The sequence below is a fragment of the Vibrio sp. 10N.261.54.A5 genome (assembly GCF_041471145.1).
Lineage (GTDB): Bacteria > Pseudomonadota > Gammaproteobacteria > Enterobacterales > Vibrionaceae > Vibrio > Vibrio crassostreae_C.
In genome coordinates this window covers 65,952-82,869 of record NZ_JBFRNU010000045.1, presented here as the reverse complement: position 1 = coordinate 82,869, position 16,918 = coordinate 65,952, and the positions used below count along the sequence as shown (strand labels likewise).

Annotated in this window: 16 protein-coding genes; 10 read left to right on the top strand and 6 right to left on the bottom strand. The window is 43.5% G+C overall.

Translation table 11 applies throughout. The features are described 5' to 3' along the window. Positions 1 to 12: 12 nt before the first annotated feature. The 6 genes from rbsA to AB4329_RS14125 all read left to right on the top strand — a co-directional run bounded on the left by rbsA (position 13) and on the right by AB4329_RS14125 (position 8,501). Entirely contained in the window at positions 13 to 1,518 is a 1,506-nt protein-coding gene (gene rbsA, locus AB4329_RS14150) for a ribose ABC transporter ATP-binding protein RbsA (protein WP_012600804.1), read from the top strand. Next, positions 1,515 to 2,501 (top strand): ribose ABC transporter permease, encoded by a 987-nt coding sequence (gene rbsC, locus AB4329_RS14145; protein ID WP_017060855.1) that lies wholly within the window; start codon positions 1,515 to 1,517, stop codon positions 2,499 to 2,501. The genes rbsA and rbsC overlap by 4 nt, the downstream gene beginning before the upstream one ends. Positions 2,502 to 2,650: 149 nt before the next feature. Beyond that, entirely contained in the window at positions 2,651 to 3,529 is an 879-nt protein-coding gene (gene rbsB / locus AB4329_RS14140; protein WP_017060856.1) for a ribose ABC transporter substrate-binding protein RbsB, read from the top strand. Between the two features lie 191 nt (positions 3,530 to 3,720). Then, positions 3,721 to 4,665: a ribokinase gene (gene rbsK, locus AB4329_RS14135; RefSeq protein WP_372138588.1), complete on the top strand. Its 945-nt coding sequence runs from the start codon at positions 3,721 to 3,723 to the stop codon at positions 4,663 to 4,665. A 152-nt stretch (positions 4,666 to 4,817) separates the two neighbouring features. Further along, positions 4,818 to 5,819 carry a substrate-binding domain-containing protein gene (locus AB4329_RS14130; protein ID WP_372138586.1) on the top strand — a complete coding sequence of 334 codons (1,002 nt, stop codon included), beginning with the start codon at positions 4,818 to 4,820 and terminating at the stop codon, positions 5,817 to 5,819. A 222-nt stretch (positions 5,820 to 6,041) separates the two neighbouring features. After that, complete coding sequence (locus tag AB4329_RS14125) at positions 6,042 to 8,501, top strand: CHASE3 domain-containing protein (RefSeq protein ID WP_372138585.1); 2,460 nt, start codon at positions 6,042 to 6,044, stop codon at positions 8,499 to 8,501. Between the two features lie 102 nt (positions 8,502 to 8,603). On the opposite strand, the gene AB4329_RS14120 is transcribed toward AB4329_RS14125, so the two are convergent. From AB4329_RS14120 to AB4329_RS14105, 4 genes are all read right to left on the bottom strand, one after another. Beyond that, complete coding sequence (locus AB4329_RS14120) at positions 8,604 to 9,395, bottom strand: carbon-nitrogen hydrolase family protein (protein WP_372110686.1); 792 nt, start codon at positions 9,393 to 9,395, stop codon at positions 8,604 to 8,606. Between the two features lie 167 nt (positions 9,396 to 9,562). Beyond that, positions 9,563 to 9,973, bottom strand: coding sequence for a lysozyme inhibitor LprI family protein (locus AB4329_RS14115; RefSeq protein ID WP_017067713.1), 411 nt, complete (start codon positions 9,971 to 9,973; stop codon positions 9,563 to 9,565). Positions 9,974 to 10,031: 58 nt separating this feature from the next. Next, positions 10,032 to 10,541: an NUDIX hydrolase gene (locus tag AB4329_RS14110; RefSeq protein WP_372110681.1), complete on the bottom strand. Its 510-nt coding sequence runs from the start codon at positions 10,539 to 10,541 to the stop codon at positions 10,032 to 10,034. Then, complete coding sequence (locus AB4329_RS14105) at positions 10,538 to 11,413, bottom strand: hypothetical protein (protein ID WP_372110678.1); 876 nt, start codon at positions 11,411 to 11,413, stop codon at positions 10,538 to 10,540. Before AB4329_RS14105 ends, AB4329_RS14110 begins: the two co-directional genes overlap by 4 nt. A 341-nt stretch (positions 11,414 to 11,754) precedes the next feature. Here AB4329_RS14105 and AB4329_RS14100 point away from each other — a divergent pair, with 341 nt between their 5' ends. From AB4329_RS14100 to AB4329_RS14085, 4 genes are all read left to right on the top strand, one after another. Continuing rightward, positions 11,755 to 13,326, top strand: a complete 1,572-nt coding sequence (locus tag AB4329_RS14100) for an EAL domain-containing protein (protein ID WP_372138584.1) — start codon at positions 11,755 to 11,757, stop codon at positions 13,324 to 13,326. A gap of 96 nt (positions 13,327 to 13,422) precedes the next feature. Next, complete coding sequence (locus tag AB4329_RS14095; RefSeq protein WP_017064752.1) at positions 13,423 to 13,821, top strand: hypothetical protein; 399 nt, start codon at positions 13,423 to 13,425, stop codon at positions 13,819 to 13,821. Between the two features lie 788 nt (positions 13,822 to 14,609). Further along, complete coding sequence (locus tag AB4329_RS14090; protein WP_371725051.1) at positions 14,610 to 14,858, top strand: type II toxin-antitoxin system Phd/YefM family antitoxin; 249 nt, start codon at positions 14,610 to 14,612, stop codon at positions 14,856 to 14,858. Then, the gene (locus tag AB4329_RS14085; protein ID WP_005377002.1) at positions 14,848 to 15,138 is read left to right on the top strand and encodes a type II toxin-antitoxin system RelE/ParE family toxin; all 291 of its coding nucleotides are present in this window, start codon (positions 14,848 to 14,850) and stop codon (positions 15,136 to 15,138) included. The genes AB4329_RS14090 and AB4329_RS14085 overlap by 11 nt, the downstream gene beginning before the upstream one ends. A 115-nt stretch (positions 15,139 to 15,253) precedes the next feature. On the opposite strand, the gene AB4329_RS14080 is transcribed toward AB4329_RS14085, so the two are convergent. Next, positions 15,254 to 15,997, bottom strand: a complete 744-nt coding sequence (locus AB4329_RS14080; RefSeq protein WP_372138582.1) for a hypothetical protein — start codon at positions 15,995 to 15,997, stop codon at positions 15,254 to 15,256. A 149-nt stretch (positions 15,998 to 16,146) separates the two neighbouring features. Next, positions 16,147 to 16,746 (bottom strand): hypothetical protein, encoded by a 600-nt coding sequence (locus tag AB4329_RS14075; RefSeq protein WP_139151624.1) that lies wholly within the window; start codon positions 16,744 to 16,746, stop codon positions 16,147 to 16,149. Between the last annotated feature and the right edge of the window lie 172 nt (positions 16,747 to 16,918).

Below are 16,918 nucleotides of genomic sequence, written 5' to 3'. Positions count from 1 at the left end.
AAAGGAACCGACATGACTCAAGCCATTTTAGAACTTAGCTCAATTGAGAAAGCCTTCCCTGGTGTGAAAGCACTGGATAAGGCAAGCCTCAACGTTTATCCAGGACGCGTAATGGCGTTAATGGGTGAAAACGGTGCGGGTAAATCAACGCTTATGAAAGTGCTGACAGGCATCTACCACTTGGACGGCGGTGCTATCGCATACCAAGGTAAACCCGCAGCATTTAAAGGACCACGTGATTCACAACAAGCCGGCATTAGCATCATTCACCAAGAGTTGAACCTAATTCCTGAGCTAACCATCGCCGAGAACATCTTCTTAGGCCGTGAAATCACAGGCACCATGGGACGTATCTTGTGGAACGAAATGTACCAAGAAGCGGACAAGCTACTTAAACGCCTTAACGTAAAACACAGTTCAAAAACTCCTTTAGGTCAGCTAAGCCTTGGTGAGCAGCAAATGGTAGAGATAGCGAAAGCCCTATCGTTTGAATCTAAGGTCATCATCATGGATGAGCCAACGGATGCACTAACCGATACCGAAACTGAGTCTCTATTTAAAGTAATTAACGAACTACGTGATGAAGGCTGTGGCATTGTTTACATCTCTCACCGTTTGAAAGAGATCTTTGAGATTTGTGATGACATCACCGTGCTTCGTGACGGTAAGTTCATTGGACAATGTGAAGTAAAAGACACCGACGAAGATGGCCTAATCGAGATGATGGTTGGCCGTAAACTGGACGAGCAATATCCACGTATCGGACAGAGCCACGGTGAAACCTGCCTTGAAGTGATTGGCCTGACTGGTTCTGGTGTTCATGACGTGAGCTTTACTCTAAAGCGCGGCGAGATCCTTGGTGTATCTGGCCTAATGGGTGCAGGTCGTACCGAACTGATGAAAGTGATTTACGGTGCCCTTCCAAGTGAACGCGGCGTCATCAACCTAGAAAACAAAACCATCAACCCTGTAAGCCCGAAAGATGGCTTGGCGAATGGCATTGCTTACATCTCTGAAGACCGTAAAGGCGATGGCTTAGTTCTAGGGCTTTCTGTTAAAGAAAACATGTCGTTATGTTCACTTGACCTACTAACAAAGAGCGGTCAAATCCAACATAAAGACGAAGTGATTGCAGTAGATGACTTCATCAAGCTATTCAACATCAAAACCCCGACGCGCGAACAGATTATTGGCAACCTTTCTGGTGGTAACCAACAGAAAGTGGCTATCGCTAAGGGCTTGATGACCAAACCAAAAGTACTGATTCTCGACGAGCCAACGCGCGGTGTCGATGTCGGTGCTAAGAAAGAGATTTACCAACTCATTAATAAATTTAAAGCCGACGGCATGAGCATCATTTTAGTCTCATCTGAAATGCCAGAAGTGTTAGGAATGAGTGACCGCATCATGGTGATGCATGAAGGCCGTGTAAGCGGTGAATTTGATGCTAAAGAAGCAAACCAAGAATTATTACTGGCGTGTGCGGTCGGTAAAAAGATCAACGAGGACGCAGCATGAGTACTAAAACCATGAGCAAAACAACTGAAGCTCCAAAGAAAAAACCGTTAATCAGCAAAGAGTGGCTGATTGATCAAAAGTCATTGATTGCTTTGCTCTTCCTGATTGTTGTCGTTTCTTTCTTAAACCCGAACTTCTTTACTGTCGACAACATCCTAAACATTCTGCGCCAAACCTCGGTTAACGCAATTATCGCTGTAGGTATGACGCTGGTTATCTTAACCGCGGGTATCGACTTGAGTGTTGGTTCTGTACTGGCGCTTTGTGGTGCGTTCGCAGCCAGCATGATTGGCATGGAAATCCCTGTGATGATCGCAGTACCAACCGCTCTTGTAGCAGGTGCAGCATTAGGTGCGATTAGTGGTGTGATTATCGCTAAGGGTAAGGTTCAAGCCTTCATCGCAACGCTTGTCACCATGACACTACTTCGCGGCGTAACCATGGTTTACACAGATGGTCGTCCTATTTCAACAGGCTTCACAGACACAGCAGACGCATTCGCTTGGTTCGGTACTGGCTACGCAATGGGAGTACCGGTTCCAGTATGGATCATGGTCGTGGTATTCGCAGCAGTATGGTACCTACTTAACCACACACGCTTTGGTCGCTACGTTTACGCACTGGGTGGCAACGAATCAGCAACTCGCCTATCAGGCATCGACGTAGACAAAGTAAAAATCGGCGTTTACGCAATCTGTGGTCTGCTAGCAGCAGTGGCAGGCATCATCGTGGCATCTCGTTTGTCCTCAGCTCAACCTACCGCAGGTATGGGTTATGAGCTAGACGCTATCGCAGCCGTAGTTCTTGGCGGGACAAGCTTAGCTGGCGGTCGTGGCCGTATCATGGGCACATTGATTGGTGCTCTGATTATCGGCTTCCTAAACAACGCCCTAAACCTACTAGACGTATCTTCTTACTACCAGATGATTGCAAAAGCAGTGGTTATTCTTCTGGCAGTATTGGTCGACAACAAAAACAAATAAAACCTATTCACACTCTAGGTTAATACAAGTAACACTCTAGTTTAATAAAAGTAACAGTTTGTTTTACCTTAAAATATTAAAATCTATAAATAATGTAACTATGAGCTAGGACTCACCTCTTAGCTCCCCCTACACAAAGGACTTACACCATGAAAAAATTAGCGACTCTTATTTCTGCTGCTCTTCTTTCTACAACAGTATCTGTGTCTGCACAGGCGCAAGATACAATGGCAATCGTTCTGTCTACATTGAACAACCCATTCTTTGTAACCATGAAAGATGGCGCAGAAGCGAAAGCTGAAGAGCTAGGCTACAAGCTTATCGTTCTGGATTCTCAAAACGACCCAAGCAAAGAGCTGTCGAACATTGAAGATCTAACCATTCGTGGTGTTAAGGCAATCCTGATCAACCCAACAGATTCAGACGCCGTGTCTAACGCAATTCGCATGGCTAACCGTTCAAACATCCCAGTACTAACACTAGACCGTGGTGCAAGCCGTGGTGACGTAGTAAGCCACATCGCTTCTGATAACGTAATCGGTGGTGAAATGGCAGGTCACTTCATCATGGAAAAAGTAGGCGAAAAAGCGAAAGTAATCCAACTTGAAGGTATTGCTGGTACTTCTGCAGCTCGTGAACGTGGTGAAGGCTTCATGAATGCAGTAAACGGCAGCGACCTTGAGCTTCTTGCAAGCCAACCTGCTGATTTCGACCGTACTAAAGGTCTGAACGTAATGGAAAACTTGCTTGCTGCTAACCCAGATGTACAAGCAGTATTTGCTCAAAACGATGAAATGGCACTAGGTGCACTTCGCGCAGTTCAAGCGTCAGGTAAAGAAGTGATGATCGTTGGCTTTGATGGCACAGACGACGGCATCGCTGCTGTTAACCGCGGCCTACTAGGCGCTACAGTTGCACAACAACCTGACCTAATCGGTTCTCTAGGTATCGAAATGGCAGACAAAGTACTGAAAGGCGAAACAGTAGACGAGTACGTACCAGTACCTCTAAAAATCATCGCTAAGTAATCGTTACTAGGTAACGCGATATAAAGCAGGGAGTTCCCTATCTCCCTGCTTTGATTGGCTCGCTGACTCAAACAAAAGCAAACCCCGACAGTGCATCGCTGTTTCTCATTCCGCTCACAAAAGAGAGCGCACTTAACACCATGAGAAAGACCCATGCATTTTCAAATACGATATATCATAAGGCTCGTATCATGACTCAACTGATTGTTTTAGGTAGCGTTAACGCTGACCACGTACTGCAAGTTCCTTCGTTCCCTCGTCCGGGTGAAACCTTGATTGGCGGTAACTATCAGGTCATCCCTGGCGGTAAAGGCGCAAACCAAGCAGTCGCTGCTGCGCGATTAAACGCAGATATCGGCTTCATCGCCTGTGTCGGTGACGACCCATTCGGCATCAACATTCGTCAAGACTTCGCTAAAGACGGCATCAACATCGACGGTGTTATCGTGGCAGACAACACGCCAACTGGCATCGCGATGATCCAAGTATCCGCAACGGGTGAAAACAGCATCTGTCTTTCTGCAGAAGCTAATGACAAGCTGACTTGCGACCAAATCGAACCACATCTAGAGAAGATTCGCGGAGCCAAATACCTGCTAACTCAACTTGAAACGCCAATTGAAGGTATTGAGTACGCTGCGAAAGTAGCAAAAGAGAGTGGCACGCAAGTCATTCTAAACCCGGCTCCTGCTCGTCCATTATCGGATTCACTGCTTGCTTGTGTTGACGTGATTACACCGAACGAAACTGAAGCAGACGTGCTGACAGGCATTACCGTGACGGACAACGCGTCTGCTCATCAGGCTGCGTTGGCTCTGCATGCTAAAGGCATAGAAACGGTAATGATCACGCTAGGCGCGAAAGGCGTGTGGGTGAGTCATCGCGGTCAAGGCAATGAAGCCAGCGAAGGTGAATTAATCGCAGGTTTCCGTGTTGAAGCAACAGATACAACTGCCGCAGGTGACACCTTTAACGGCGCGTTGGTGACAGGCTTGCTTGAAGATATGCCACTTGAGCGTGCGATTAAATTTGCTCATGCTGCAGCTGCTATCTCTGTGACACGCTTTGGTGCTCAAACGTCGATTCCAAGCCGTGCTGAAACCGATGCGTTTTTGGCAGAGCAACTGTCTGCTTAGTTTGATACCTATTTGAAGGCCTAACTTCTGAGCTAAACCGTGGTTAACGGATGTTAGCCTTCAAATTCGGTAACAACAAATAACAAGAATAAGCCCCTGTTTTCAGGCAGAATATCGCCCAACGTGGAAGGTTATTCCCACAAGGATTTTTTATGGCAACAATGAAAGACATCGCACGGCTCGCAAAGGTTTCGACTTCTACCGTGAGCCACGTGATCAACAAATCACGCTTTGTCAGTGAAGAGATTGCTGAGCGTGTTAACAGTGCGGCTAAAGAACTCAACTATGCGCCTTCTGCATTGGCTCGCAGCTTGAAAATGAAGCAAACCAAAACCTTGGGAATGCTAGTGACCACATCCACCAACCCATTCTTTGGCGAAGTGGTAAAAGGTGTGGAACGTCGTTGCTACGAAAAAGGCTACAACCTTATCTTGTGTAACACCGAAGGCGATAGCGAACGCATGAAATCCTCTATCGATACCTTGCTGCAAAAGCGAGTCGATGGCCTGATGCTAATGTGTTCTACCCTTGAAGGCGAACATATCGATGTATTCGAGCGCTACCCAGAACTGCCTGTTGTAGTCATGGATTGGGGCCCTATGTTGTTTGCGAGCGATAAGATCCAAGACAACTCGCACCAAGGTGGCTACATGGCAACTAAGCACTTGATAGATAACGGTCATTCTCAAATTGGTTGTATCACTGGCCCACTGCACCGCAATCAAGCTTCGTCTCGTTATCAAGGCTTCAAGCAAGCAATGGAAGAAGCCAATTTAGAGATCAACCCTAAGTGGATTGTTGAATCCAACTTTGAATGTGACGGTGGTTTTGACTCTTACCAAACATTAAAAACTCGTGGCGAAATGCCGTCTGCTTTGTTCGTAAGTAACGATATGATGGCGATGGGCGTGATTCATGCGGCAGCTCAAGATGGCACATTGATTCCAAATGACCTGTCTATCATTGGCTACGATGACATCCACTTATCTAAGTACATGACACCCGCTTTAACCACAATCCACCAGCCAAAGCACCGTTTAGGTAAAGCGGCGGTCGATACCCTGTTAAGCCGACTACAAACGCCAGACGCCTACCCGCAAGTCGTTGAACTAGAACCGACTCTTGTAGAGCGAAGCAGCGTAAAAGCGATTTAGGGCTCAACCCGCCCATGATACAGTTGAAAGCTAGCTTATTCGGGCTAGCTTTTTTGTCTTTGAAACATAATAACGCCGCTTAATCGCCCCTAAAATGCCGTTAATATACGAAACTTACACGCTAAAATATGTATTTACGCACTCAGCAACTATTTGCGCACTTAACGACTGATTATCATCTACACTAACAGTGAATAACAACGACATGGAGAGCGCTGTTTTATGATCGCGGGTTGGTTTGACAATATATCCCTACAGAAAAAGCTATTAGTCAGCTTTTTGATTCCTATCGCTTTGATGCTTATCGTGGCTTTTTCTGTCCATGAAAACACCCGAACGGTTGTAAAAGACAATAATTGGGTTGTACACACACATAAAGCCATCGCTCGGGCTCAAGAACTTCTCAGCTTAACGGTCGACATAGAAACGGCTGAACGTGGTTACTTGATCACGGGAGATCCTGTTTTTTTAGAACCCTACCATTTAGCGCTTGATGTATGGCCTCAAAAACTCCAAACCCTTGCGACTCAAGTGAGTGATAACCCACCTCAAGTAGAACGCCTATATAGAATCGAGGATATTCATAAAACATGGCTGAAACAGTCTGGAGAGAAAGAGATCAATCAACGCAGCCTTGTCAATAAAGGCGAAGCTGAAATACAAAGTGTCATCGACCTCACTCAGCAGCAAACCGGAAAAAAATTGATTGATGAGATCCGCCAAGAGATTGCTCAATTCATTGAAATTGAACAACAACTTATTATTCTCAGGGTCGAAAAATCGGAGAGCTCAGCCAATCAAACCAGCTACATATTAATCCTCGGAACACTGTTTTCCGTGTTCATCTCACTCCTTGTTGCTGCGTGGGCGTCAAAGCGTATTAATCGAAGATTACACACCCTACTTGAGGCTACTAACCAAGTTGCCGCTGGCCATTTGGATCAAGGTGCTGCAACTCTGGAGTTGAGTTCGAATATAAACACCCAAGACGAAATCGCTCATCTCAAACAAAGCTTTCAAAAAATGACAGCCAATTTGATCAGTAATGACAGTGAAATGAGAGCGAAAACTCAGGAGCTAATCGCCGAACGAACCAAAGCTGAAGCCGCAGTAAAAGCTAAGGGCGATTTTCTGTCTACCATGAGCCACGAGATCAGAACGCCAATGAACGGCGTTCTTGGAATATCTCAAATCATTGCAAGCCAGACCCAAGAACCCGAAACAAAAGAGAACATCAACATCATTCTCGATTCTGGTCACCACTTGATGACAATACTCAACGACGTTCTCGACTTCTCAAAAGTCGAAGAAAACAAGCTTGAGCTAGATGTGGCACCCTTTAATTTTGTTCAAGTCATGCAGCCTGTATGCAGCGCTCTAAAACCCTTAGCCGATGAAAAAGGCATTCGCCTGTTGATCGAAAATAACATACCGAAAAACATCCAACTCGTCGGAGACTGTGCAAGGCTACGTCAAATCATGTTCAACTTGGGCGGCAATGCGACCAAATTCACCAAAGAAGGTCATGTGTCCATTCAAGCTGACCTCAATCGCCCCAACAATCAACTGATTCTCACGGTAACAGACACCGGAGTTGGTATCCCGAAAGATAAGCACGAGCAGGTATTCAATTCGTTCGAACAAGCCGACACTTCCACAACAAGGAAGTTTGGCGGAACAGGGCTTGGCCTCGCAATCGTCAAGAACCTAGTCAACCTCATGAACGGAGAAATCACATTAACCAGTGCAGTTGGGCTTGGTACAAAATTCCAAGTCTCCCTGCCTATCACATGGCAAGAAAGCAAAGCGAAAGACATCGCTACCCATACAGTCGATGCAGAAACTCTCAGTTATGACTCGTTAAGTATCCTGTTGGTGGAAGATAACCGTATTAATGCCATTGTTGCACAAGGCTTTTGTGAAAAGCTCGGCCATCATGTCGATCATGCAGAGAACGGAAAACTAGCAATTGAACGCCTCAAAACCACTCAATATGACCTTATCTTGATGGACAATCATATGCCTGAAATGAACGGGGTCGAGACAACAAATTACATCCGCGAAAAGCTGAAACTCGATACCTTGATATTCGCTTATACGGCCGATGTATTCCGTGAGGCGCATGACAACTTTATTCAGGCGGGTGTCGACCATATTCTGACCAAGCCTCTGCAGCAAGAGAGTTTCTTCGACGCCCTACAACAGTTCTCAAGTCGATTACCGAAACAAACCGCAGCCGAAGGTTCGAGTGAGAATGAAAATATTGTCGAGCTTCATCGCAAGCCAATTGAAACACTGAGATTAACAGAAGAAGAGATAAGTCAGTCAGAAGTGATACGCATACTTAAAGACGATACGGAAGGGTTCAGTTTACTTATCGACTCAACCATTATTGAGTTCGAACAGTCGGTTGACCGTGTCATCGAATACTATTTAGCGAAGGAGTTGGAGCCACTTTGTCGTACCCTGCACTCCATTAAAGGCATGTCGCTAAACTTAGGTCTTAACATGCTTTCTAAGCAGGCATTGGAACTAGAAGTCGAAGCCAAAAATCAACAATTGCCGGATATTGAACGACTGCAAAAGCTGCTCAATCGCCTTATGGTCAATATCCATCAAGTTCAGCGGATGAAAAACGCCCATTCAGTCGAGCATCTCAATCAAATGAACGATCAAGCTTAAGAGCGCTTCGTTCCCAAGCTAAAACGCAAGGCTTAATCACCTTGCGTTTTTCGATCTTATACCGCGCTAGTCTCTGTTCTAGCGATTTAACGGTCTATCGGTTTAGCGGTTTAACAGATCGGTTATTTGTTGGATCTCATTTTCGACATCAATACCATTGTATTGCGGCGCAATCGAGGGATCTTGAATACTCACGGTTTCTACCGATTGCTTGTCGTTAAGTTTAGTCACTAACTCCCCTTTGGGTGAGTAGGCTCGGCTTCCACCACAATAAGTCGCGGTAAACGCATTAACCACATCTTGCCCGACGCGATTACAAGTAACCATGTGACACCCTTCCTCCAAGGCTCTCGCTTGAGCAATGGCAAAACTATGATGCCCACCGAAGTTGGCAGGGTGAAGAATAACGTCGACCGACTGATACCCTCTCATGATCTCCGGGAACCAAATATCAAAGCAAATCGCGACACCAAACTTTAAGCCTTTGTGCTCAAACGAGAGGCGTTCCTCCCCTCTCGAGAAATACTGCTTATCGAATTTGGTTTGACTGATTTTTCTATATTTGTGTCGTAAACCGGAAGCATCCACAACCACCACACTGTTGTAATATTGGCCACTATCTTTCTCGGCAATACCAGCAACAATCAAGGTGTGATGCTTCGCTGCAAGCTGCGTTAATGAATCAATAGTACTGCTGTCGGCGAAGTCTTCAGCCAATTCATGAATTTCTTCAGCCTCATTAAAAATATACCCAGTAGTGAACAGTTCAGGCAGTAAAGTAATATCACCGACTGACGGCTCCGCTTGCAAAAGATCAGAGACCGAATCTATATTCTTTTGTTTGTTTTTGTATTCAACTTCAAGCTGAATAAGCGTGATACTGACATTATTCAAAATCGAATCCTTGCTAGGTAAAACTTCAAGCTGTAATGCTTCAAGCTGGAGACTAAGAACTAAGAACGAAAGAGTAAGGCAATCCCCTATCGCTTTCTTATTCGCCCGCCAAAGGTTGAAGCAGGTGCACAGTCCTGTACGTATTTTAAACCTGCCTACGGCGCTAATTAAGGCTCTGGTAAAACGGGAGGCGTGCTGTCCATATAGGTTAAGAAATTCACCCACACCTCATGCGTGCGCTGCTTGGTTAACGTCATCTTGCAGGAAAGCGCCATAACCCCTCGAATAGAACCTTCACGCCATTGGGTGTACACAGAATCACAATGTGCTGTCATGTACGCCTGCCAGCTCTCCTGAGCCTTCTTAATTGACGCCACCAGCTCAGCATCATAAGCATTGTGCTCAAAGCTGGCTGCAAGGTATTTATCCAGTTCCGCTTGTGCAGATTCCAACTCAATTGCCGCACAGTGATTGATCTCGATGGTATTCATCGCATTCTCGCAATCAACAACACCTTCGTAGGCCAACGCAGAGAATGAGAAGCACACCGCTATGAGTGCCGATATCAGTTTTGTCATAATGGTTTATACGAGATGTTCATAAGTAATAGGAAAAGATTAAGCCTCAATGACCATTTCAAGATTCAATAGATAGTGGATACTTGCTCCAAAGTAATGCAAAAGCACTCAATGTAAATCCATCCGTAATCTCACCACGAGAAATCAACCTTCGAATATCTGACTTGGCAACGTTCACAATCCCATTTACTTCGCTGTCACATTCTTTAACGCGCTGTTCTTCCCTAACTTGTGCTAAATAAATATCGACTTCAGAAGCTAAAATGGCAGAATTAGGTTTAACAGAGCCAAGTTTTTCTACCTGTGATGGCTCAACTAAATAACCAGCTTCTTCAAACAGCTCCCTCATAGAAGTTTCAAGGCTGGACTGTTGGTCTTTCCCATAACCTCTTGGGGCTTCAATTTGGTTTTCTTTGCCGTGAGCAATCCTAGGTATCAAGACAAAAATATAAGAGTCACTAGTTTCTACTAGCACCACAGCACCATTTTCAGAATCTGGCTCTATGACATAGTGGAATACACCGTCTTTGACTACGCTGAACCAAGGGTTTGAATACTGTTCAATCATTTTATTTCAAGTCCCATATATTTTTGCATTTTTGGATACATGCCAAACCAGTTCTGTCTTGTCATGGTCTTCTCTGCACTGTCTTTGAGCTTGTCTTCTATGTAGCCCATGGCTTCATCAGTTATAAGCTGCATCAACTCTACACTGCCCAATGTGGAAATTATTTCAAAAGCTTTGTAAGGATATTGGATCAACTCAATTTCATTTTTTAATGATTTGTATACAACACCTGCATCAAGTATTTTCTCGGGAACATTATTTAGTATTTTTATGTCGTCTAACAAAAAGCCTTCTCCCTTAGTCGCAAACAGTGAGTTGTATGCAGGGTTAATTACCTCACTCTTAAACCTCAAAGACTCTATTGAACTAATTTTACCGAAGTAAATGTCCGATTGACTGTACCAGTCTGATCTTGAATACACTTTGTCGGTCATGCTCTTAAATAGAATCCTATCACCGTCAGACTCAAAATAATGGTTCAATGCTGAGTCATCGTCGATACGACGAAATACCTCATGTTGTAAAGCATCTTGCTGTAAAGCGACTCTCTCTGAACGATAGATTATGCTGTCGAGTGCAAACTGAGTATCTCGCAAGCGCTTACGTAAAATACCTAACTGATGATTGCTTAAACTCCCTTTAAGAGGATTCCCTTCAAAGCTTGAGAAAATGAAATTGTCAGGTAAATTTTCAAAATATTCCTCCAATTCAAAGTTACTCTCTAAGTTAAACCCTCTAATAACTAGTTTGCCAGCTCCTTCTTCATTTAAGTATTTTACAAGGTTTGCCCGCATCAGGACTTCATCAAAACATGGGTTATCAATCAATGTGTTCGGGGACAGCACTACACCATCTCCAAACGTCATTCCCATTAAAAATCTCTTTCGTAACTCACAACGGTCTAACTGCCTCACTGAATCACAATTTGAGAGCAATAGTTTTTCTTTGAATAACAATTCGAAATCCTTTTCATCGACGCATATTGTAGTAAAGCAACAATAGCTAACCTGCTAAAACTTGCTCAAAATCATATCAACCCCACCAAGAAAAAACGAGATAACATCAAGATTTTGCTGGTAAAACTAGAAAATATATTATTTATATCAATAATTTGTGCCTGCATTCACAATATTAATTATTTATATTGCTACGTAATCGTTAACTTTATAAATTAAATCGAATGCTCACATAAATCGGTAACGCTTCTCCAACTATGGATATCAAGTACCAAAACATTGCCAAGACTTCATTTTACTTTGCCATTTCTTTCTTTTTTTCCATGGCAATGCTCATTCCTTTTACACCGTATCACTACCAAACATTAACCGAAGACACATCAAGGTTAGTCGAAACTAGGTTAGAAAGGATCCAATCAAGGTTCGACCGTTTTTTATCTGAAGTTAGACCTGAACAGTCTTGCGACGCGATCGTTAGACAGCTTCGACAAAACGTTTTTGAAGCCGATTGGGTAAAAGAAGCAGCGGTATTCAATAAACAGAACCGATTTTACTGTTCAACCACCGATGGTGACGTTTCATTTCGCCTATACAGCACCATTAGGCAGCGACTCAACGACGACCCGAATTTAACGACCCTGTCGTATTCCAACTCGGCTATCACGCAAGTTCAGTCCATCATGCTCATTTTCTCGAACAAAGAAGATGCCGGAGTGAGCCTGATGATTCCGCCACACTTCATCTATGACCTTGTTGAAACAAGCCTCAGCAACCATGGAATACAGGCCAAAGTTGAAGTGATCAAAAGAGATATCCACCCTATCGATATTGACTCATCAATCGCCAAGGTGCGGATACAATCGAACACCTACCCATTAACCATCACCTCATACATTGGGTATCAGTTTTATCTTCACTTCATGTTGAGTTATTTATGGTTTGGCTTTTTGATGGCCGGAATCACGACCATTATTCTCCTTTCCATCAAGCATAAAAAGCAGAGCCAACGCAGCTTAGAATATTCGCTTTCAAGTGCGCTAAAAAACCAGCACCTTCATGTTCACATGCAGCCTATCGTTAACCAAAACACCAACGAGATCGTCGGCTGTGAGTCATTATTGCGATGGAACGACCCAATTGAAGGTAACGTCTCCCCGGCTATTTTCATCCCGCTTGCTGAAAGCTTAGGCTTGATTGAGGAACTCACCTACTTCGTGCTGCGCAAAGTATTAATGACGTTGAAAAGCAATCAAGACGTGTTCGACTCGAAGTACATCAGCGTCAACATCAGCCGCAACGTTGTGTCCAACAGTAACTTCTCTAACAAGGTGATCAGCATCTTTAAAAGACACCCTGAGATTCTCAAACAGGTAGTTTTTGAAGTAACCGAAGATGGTGAATGTTCTGATGCCGACATGGTCAAAATTAGAGACAACCTAACCAAACTATCGAACATGGGCGTAAGAGTTGCGATTGATGATTTTGGTACAGGCTACGCAGGGTTAGATTTCGTAAGACAGTTCCCGTTCAGCATTCTCAAAATCGATCGCGTGTTTGTGAAAAACATATCCGACGAATCCAGCTTTGGTCTCCCTTTGCTAGAGTCCATGCTTCAACTATCACGCTCCTTAGGGATGCAAGTGATCGTCGAAGGTGTTGAGTACGAATCCCAAGTGAAAATCTTATCTAAGCTCGGTGTCGACTATATCCAAGGCTTCTATTTTTATAAGCCGATGCCGATAAACCTGACTGTCAGCTTACTCAGGCAGCAGCATTTTGAGTCCGATAACGTTGAGGAACAAACCAACCAGACATTTCCTGTTACATAAGCCACTGAAAAACTGCGAAAGAAAACGCGAAGGCTATGGGTCTCCTTTGATGAACATTTAAATCATCGCATCATTGAATGCATCACAAGGGATATCATGGAAAAGACACTTCAAACCAAACTGGCGACTAGCCTACTACTGCTGAGAATCGGCATTTTTATCGTCTTCTTATTCTGGGGCTTGGATAAGATCCTTGTCCCTGAGCACGCGACAAAAGTACTGTCTGGCTTTTACGGCATCGACATCTCGAACAATGCGATGATGGCTCTGGGTGTCGCGCAGCTCGGATTTTTAGGCGCATTCGTTGTAGGCATGTGGAAAAAGTACACCTACGGAGCCATTTTGGTCTTGCATGCAGGCTCAACCTTTTCCTCTTTTGGAAAATACATGGACCCGTTCAACAACCTACTGTTCTTCGCCTCTTGGCCAATGCTCGCAGCCTGTATCGCAATCTTCTTACTTCGCAATTACGACACTTACAGCGTTTCCAACTAACACAAAGGGCGCCGTTATTGGCGCCCTTTGTGGTTTGCTTGGTTCTTATCAACCTAAGATACTCTGTTAGCTGTATGACCCTATTTTACATTTCTATAAGTTACTAGAAACCCTGTCAAACCTATTGAGAGAGCAGCAATACATACTCCCCTCAGTATTGCATCATTGAGATAAGCTGAGTAGAAAAGCATTGCAATAAATGCACTACATGACACCAAAAAAGGTGCAATTGAACGATGGGTAAAACGTGAAGTATCAACCACACTATAACGATCTAGAACCAAATCCAAGAGCAAGAGCATGTGCATAACAAACAAAAAATTTAGTACTGGAAGTACCCAGTAAAACCAACTATCTACAGGAAAGCTAAATAGTTGAACAAAGGTAAGGTGAGCCAATATAGAAAACAAAATACTTTTCCAACCATTCGAACTACTTTGTACTCTAATGCGGTATGTTCGTCGGGCGACAGAAGCAAGTGGCTTGACTGAAGAAACCCAAATAGCCAACCAAACTATAAGTAATACCATGGTTCAAGAGCCTCTAAATTAAGGTTTACGCAGCTATTCTGAATTAGGTATCTAGAACTATTATCCCAAGATATCGACACTTTACGCCTTGCTAAGGTGTGAGCAAACCAATACCTTAGCCTCCGCATAATACCTTAAACACATAAACCAACGCATAGTAAAAATGCCACGTGTTGCGAATCACTCTTAAGCAACTTGTTATACCTCTTGGTTGAGGCTAAAATGACCAAAACAAAGACCACTTAAGAGACCTATTACATGACCACTAGAATTTTAGCCGATGTTGCTGCAAGCATTACTGAGTTGAAAGCTAACCCTATGAAAGTTGCAACTAGTGCTTACGGTGAACCTGTTGCTATACTGAACCGAAATGAGCCAGCATTTTATTGCGTACCAGCCGAAGCGTACGAAATGATGATGGACAGACTCGAAGATCTTGAACTACTAACTATTGCGAAAGAGCGTGAATCTGAAGAGAGTATTTCGGTAAATATTGATGACCTATAAACTCGACTTTAAAAAGAGTGCACTCAAAGAGTGGAAAAAGCTTGGCTCAACGCTTCAACAACAATTTAAGAAAAAGCTAATCGAGCGTTTAGATAACCCGCATGTTCCGGCTTCAAAACTCTCTGGAGCTGACAACATGTATAAGATTAAGCTGCGCCAATCGGGCTACCGTCTCGTCTACAAAGTTGAAGACGATGTCATCATTGTAACCGTCTTAGCAGTCGGAAAACGCGAACGTAGCGATGTTTACCGTAAAGCTATGAAAAGGTTAGATGATTGATTGCGGTATCAAGCCGCATTAAGTGGTGAACAACGCGACCACCCAAGCCTAAACCTTGCCACTTTTAGCACTAAAGCCGACCTAAGCTGAAATTGCCACGCGTTGCGAATCACTCTTAAACAGTTTGTATGTTTTTTTGTTGCTCAGGCTTTGTTTTAGGCTTTGCTTGATAGAACGCAATAGGATCTTCACTAGAACCACAACAACGAACGAACAAATGTAAAGATAAAGGAGAAGGAGTAAGAATTACGGTTCCATTCTCAGGATGGAAACCACCTCCGCCTAAATCACCAAAAAGACCCAAATTTGTTAAATGGTCTAATTCTCGATCTAGTCGGTGAATATCTTTACAACCAGAAATTTCAAAAATAACATCTTTTTCTAGTATTAGATCATCAGCTTGAATGTAGCCTTGTGAAGATACGTACTTACTCGCAGTTAAACACGAATATTCAATTATTTTTACTTGTATAGCAGTTAGTTGACTAACTAGATTAATAAAAATGTGGTTACTATCATCTGGTTCTTTACCCAATGACGACGAAAGCAAACCAGCCCAAACAGCCTGAAGCTCCGGTGTGTCAGCAAAAGAGCCATTCTCCATAATTTTCCAAGCAAGAAGTGGATGGACTGCCTTACCGTCGAAGCCACCATTCTTAAGAGCTAACTCCTCTGCCTTAGACTCAATTTTAGCGGCATTATTAGCTCTCCAAACTTTCACTTTATCTTGAAAATATAGTCCTAGCTCCTCTGCAACGGGCATGCAAATTTTGCCTAAAAATGCACCAACGCCATCCACGCTTTTTTCTGCCGCTCTAGCTACTGGTTTTATACCTAATAAATCTTTATCTTGTTCCATATTGCCTCTTAAAACTGTAGCCCAATTAAGGGGTGAGCAACGCTACCACCCAACCTAAAGCATTGTGCCATAAACACTAAAATTGAAGTAGAAGCAAAAATGCCAAGCGTTGGGAATCCCTCTTAAATTGTTTGTTAACTGTATTGTTGCTACGTGATGCCCTGTATTTTTGACAAGGTCTCTCGAAACTTATGGCCAAATGAAGAAACAACAGCTTCCACAGTAGACATGTCGTCATCAAGCATCAAACCACCCTCAACACGGACTAAATCGGTACCAATTAGGGACTCTAAAAGAAGGTACTCATGGTCTCCACTAACAAAATCTAAGAGGTCGTCGATGAACTGTTTAGAGATGACATCGCAGCCTCTGCGAAACTCAGACTGAGAAATATGTTCACCGATGTATGCAGCAAACCAATTTGCAAGCAGGTGACATTTTTCTAGGTCGTTCATATTATCAACAGCTAACATTACCGCTTGTCCAACACGCTCCTTTTCTCTGGAGTTATCCAGAAAAAAGTTAGTGAACTCAGCACGCTCTGTAATACCGGTTTGATTGAGAGAATCTAGAAACTTAGTAACTTTTGCGTTAAACATGGAGTTCTTAAGCTCTTCTTTTGCAGCCATAAGTTTAAAAGCTGTCCCTACCACGGGTATATCTTTGACCCATTCACTTTCAACAAATTGATCAGCTATGGATTCTGAGTTTTCCAGCATCACTTCAACCAAGTTTCTATTTTTCTTCACTGTCACCTCAAATTCAATTAATACAGTTCACAGCTATATTAGACAGAATAATTCTTCATTTTGTCCCTGAAACAATTCTGTCTAGTTTCCAAGACTCGCTGCACTTAGTCTAATAACTCATTTAATAACATTATCTTACCTACTTATCTTCGTATCAAACATGACGAAAAGC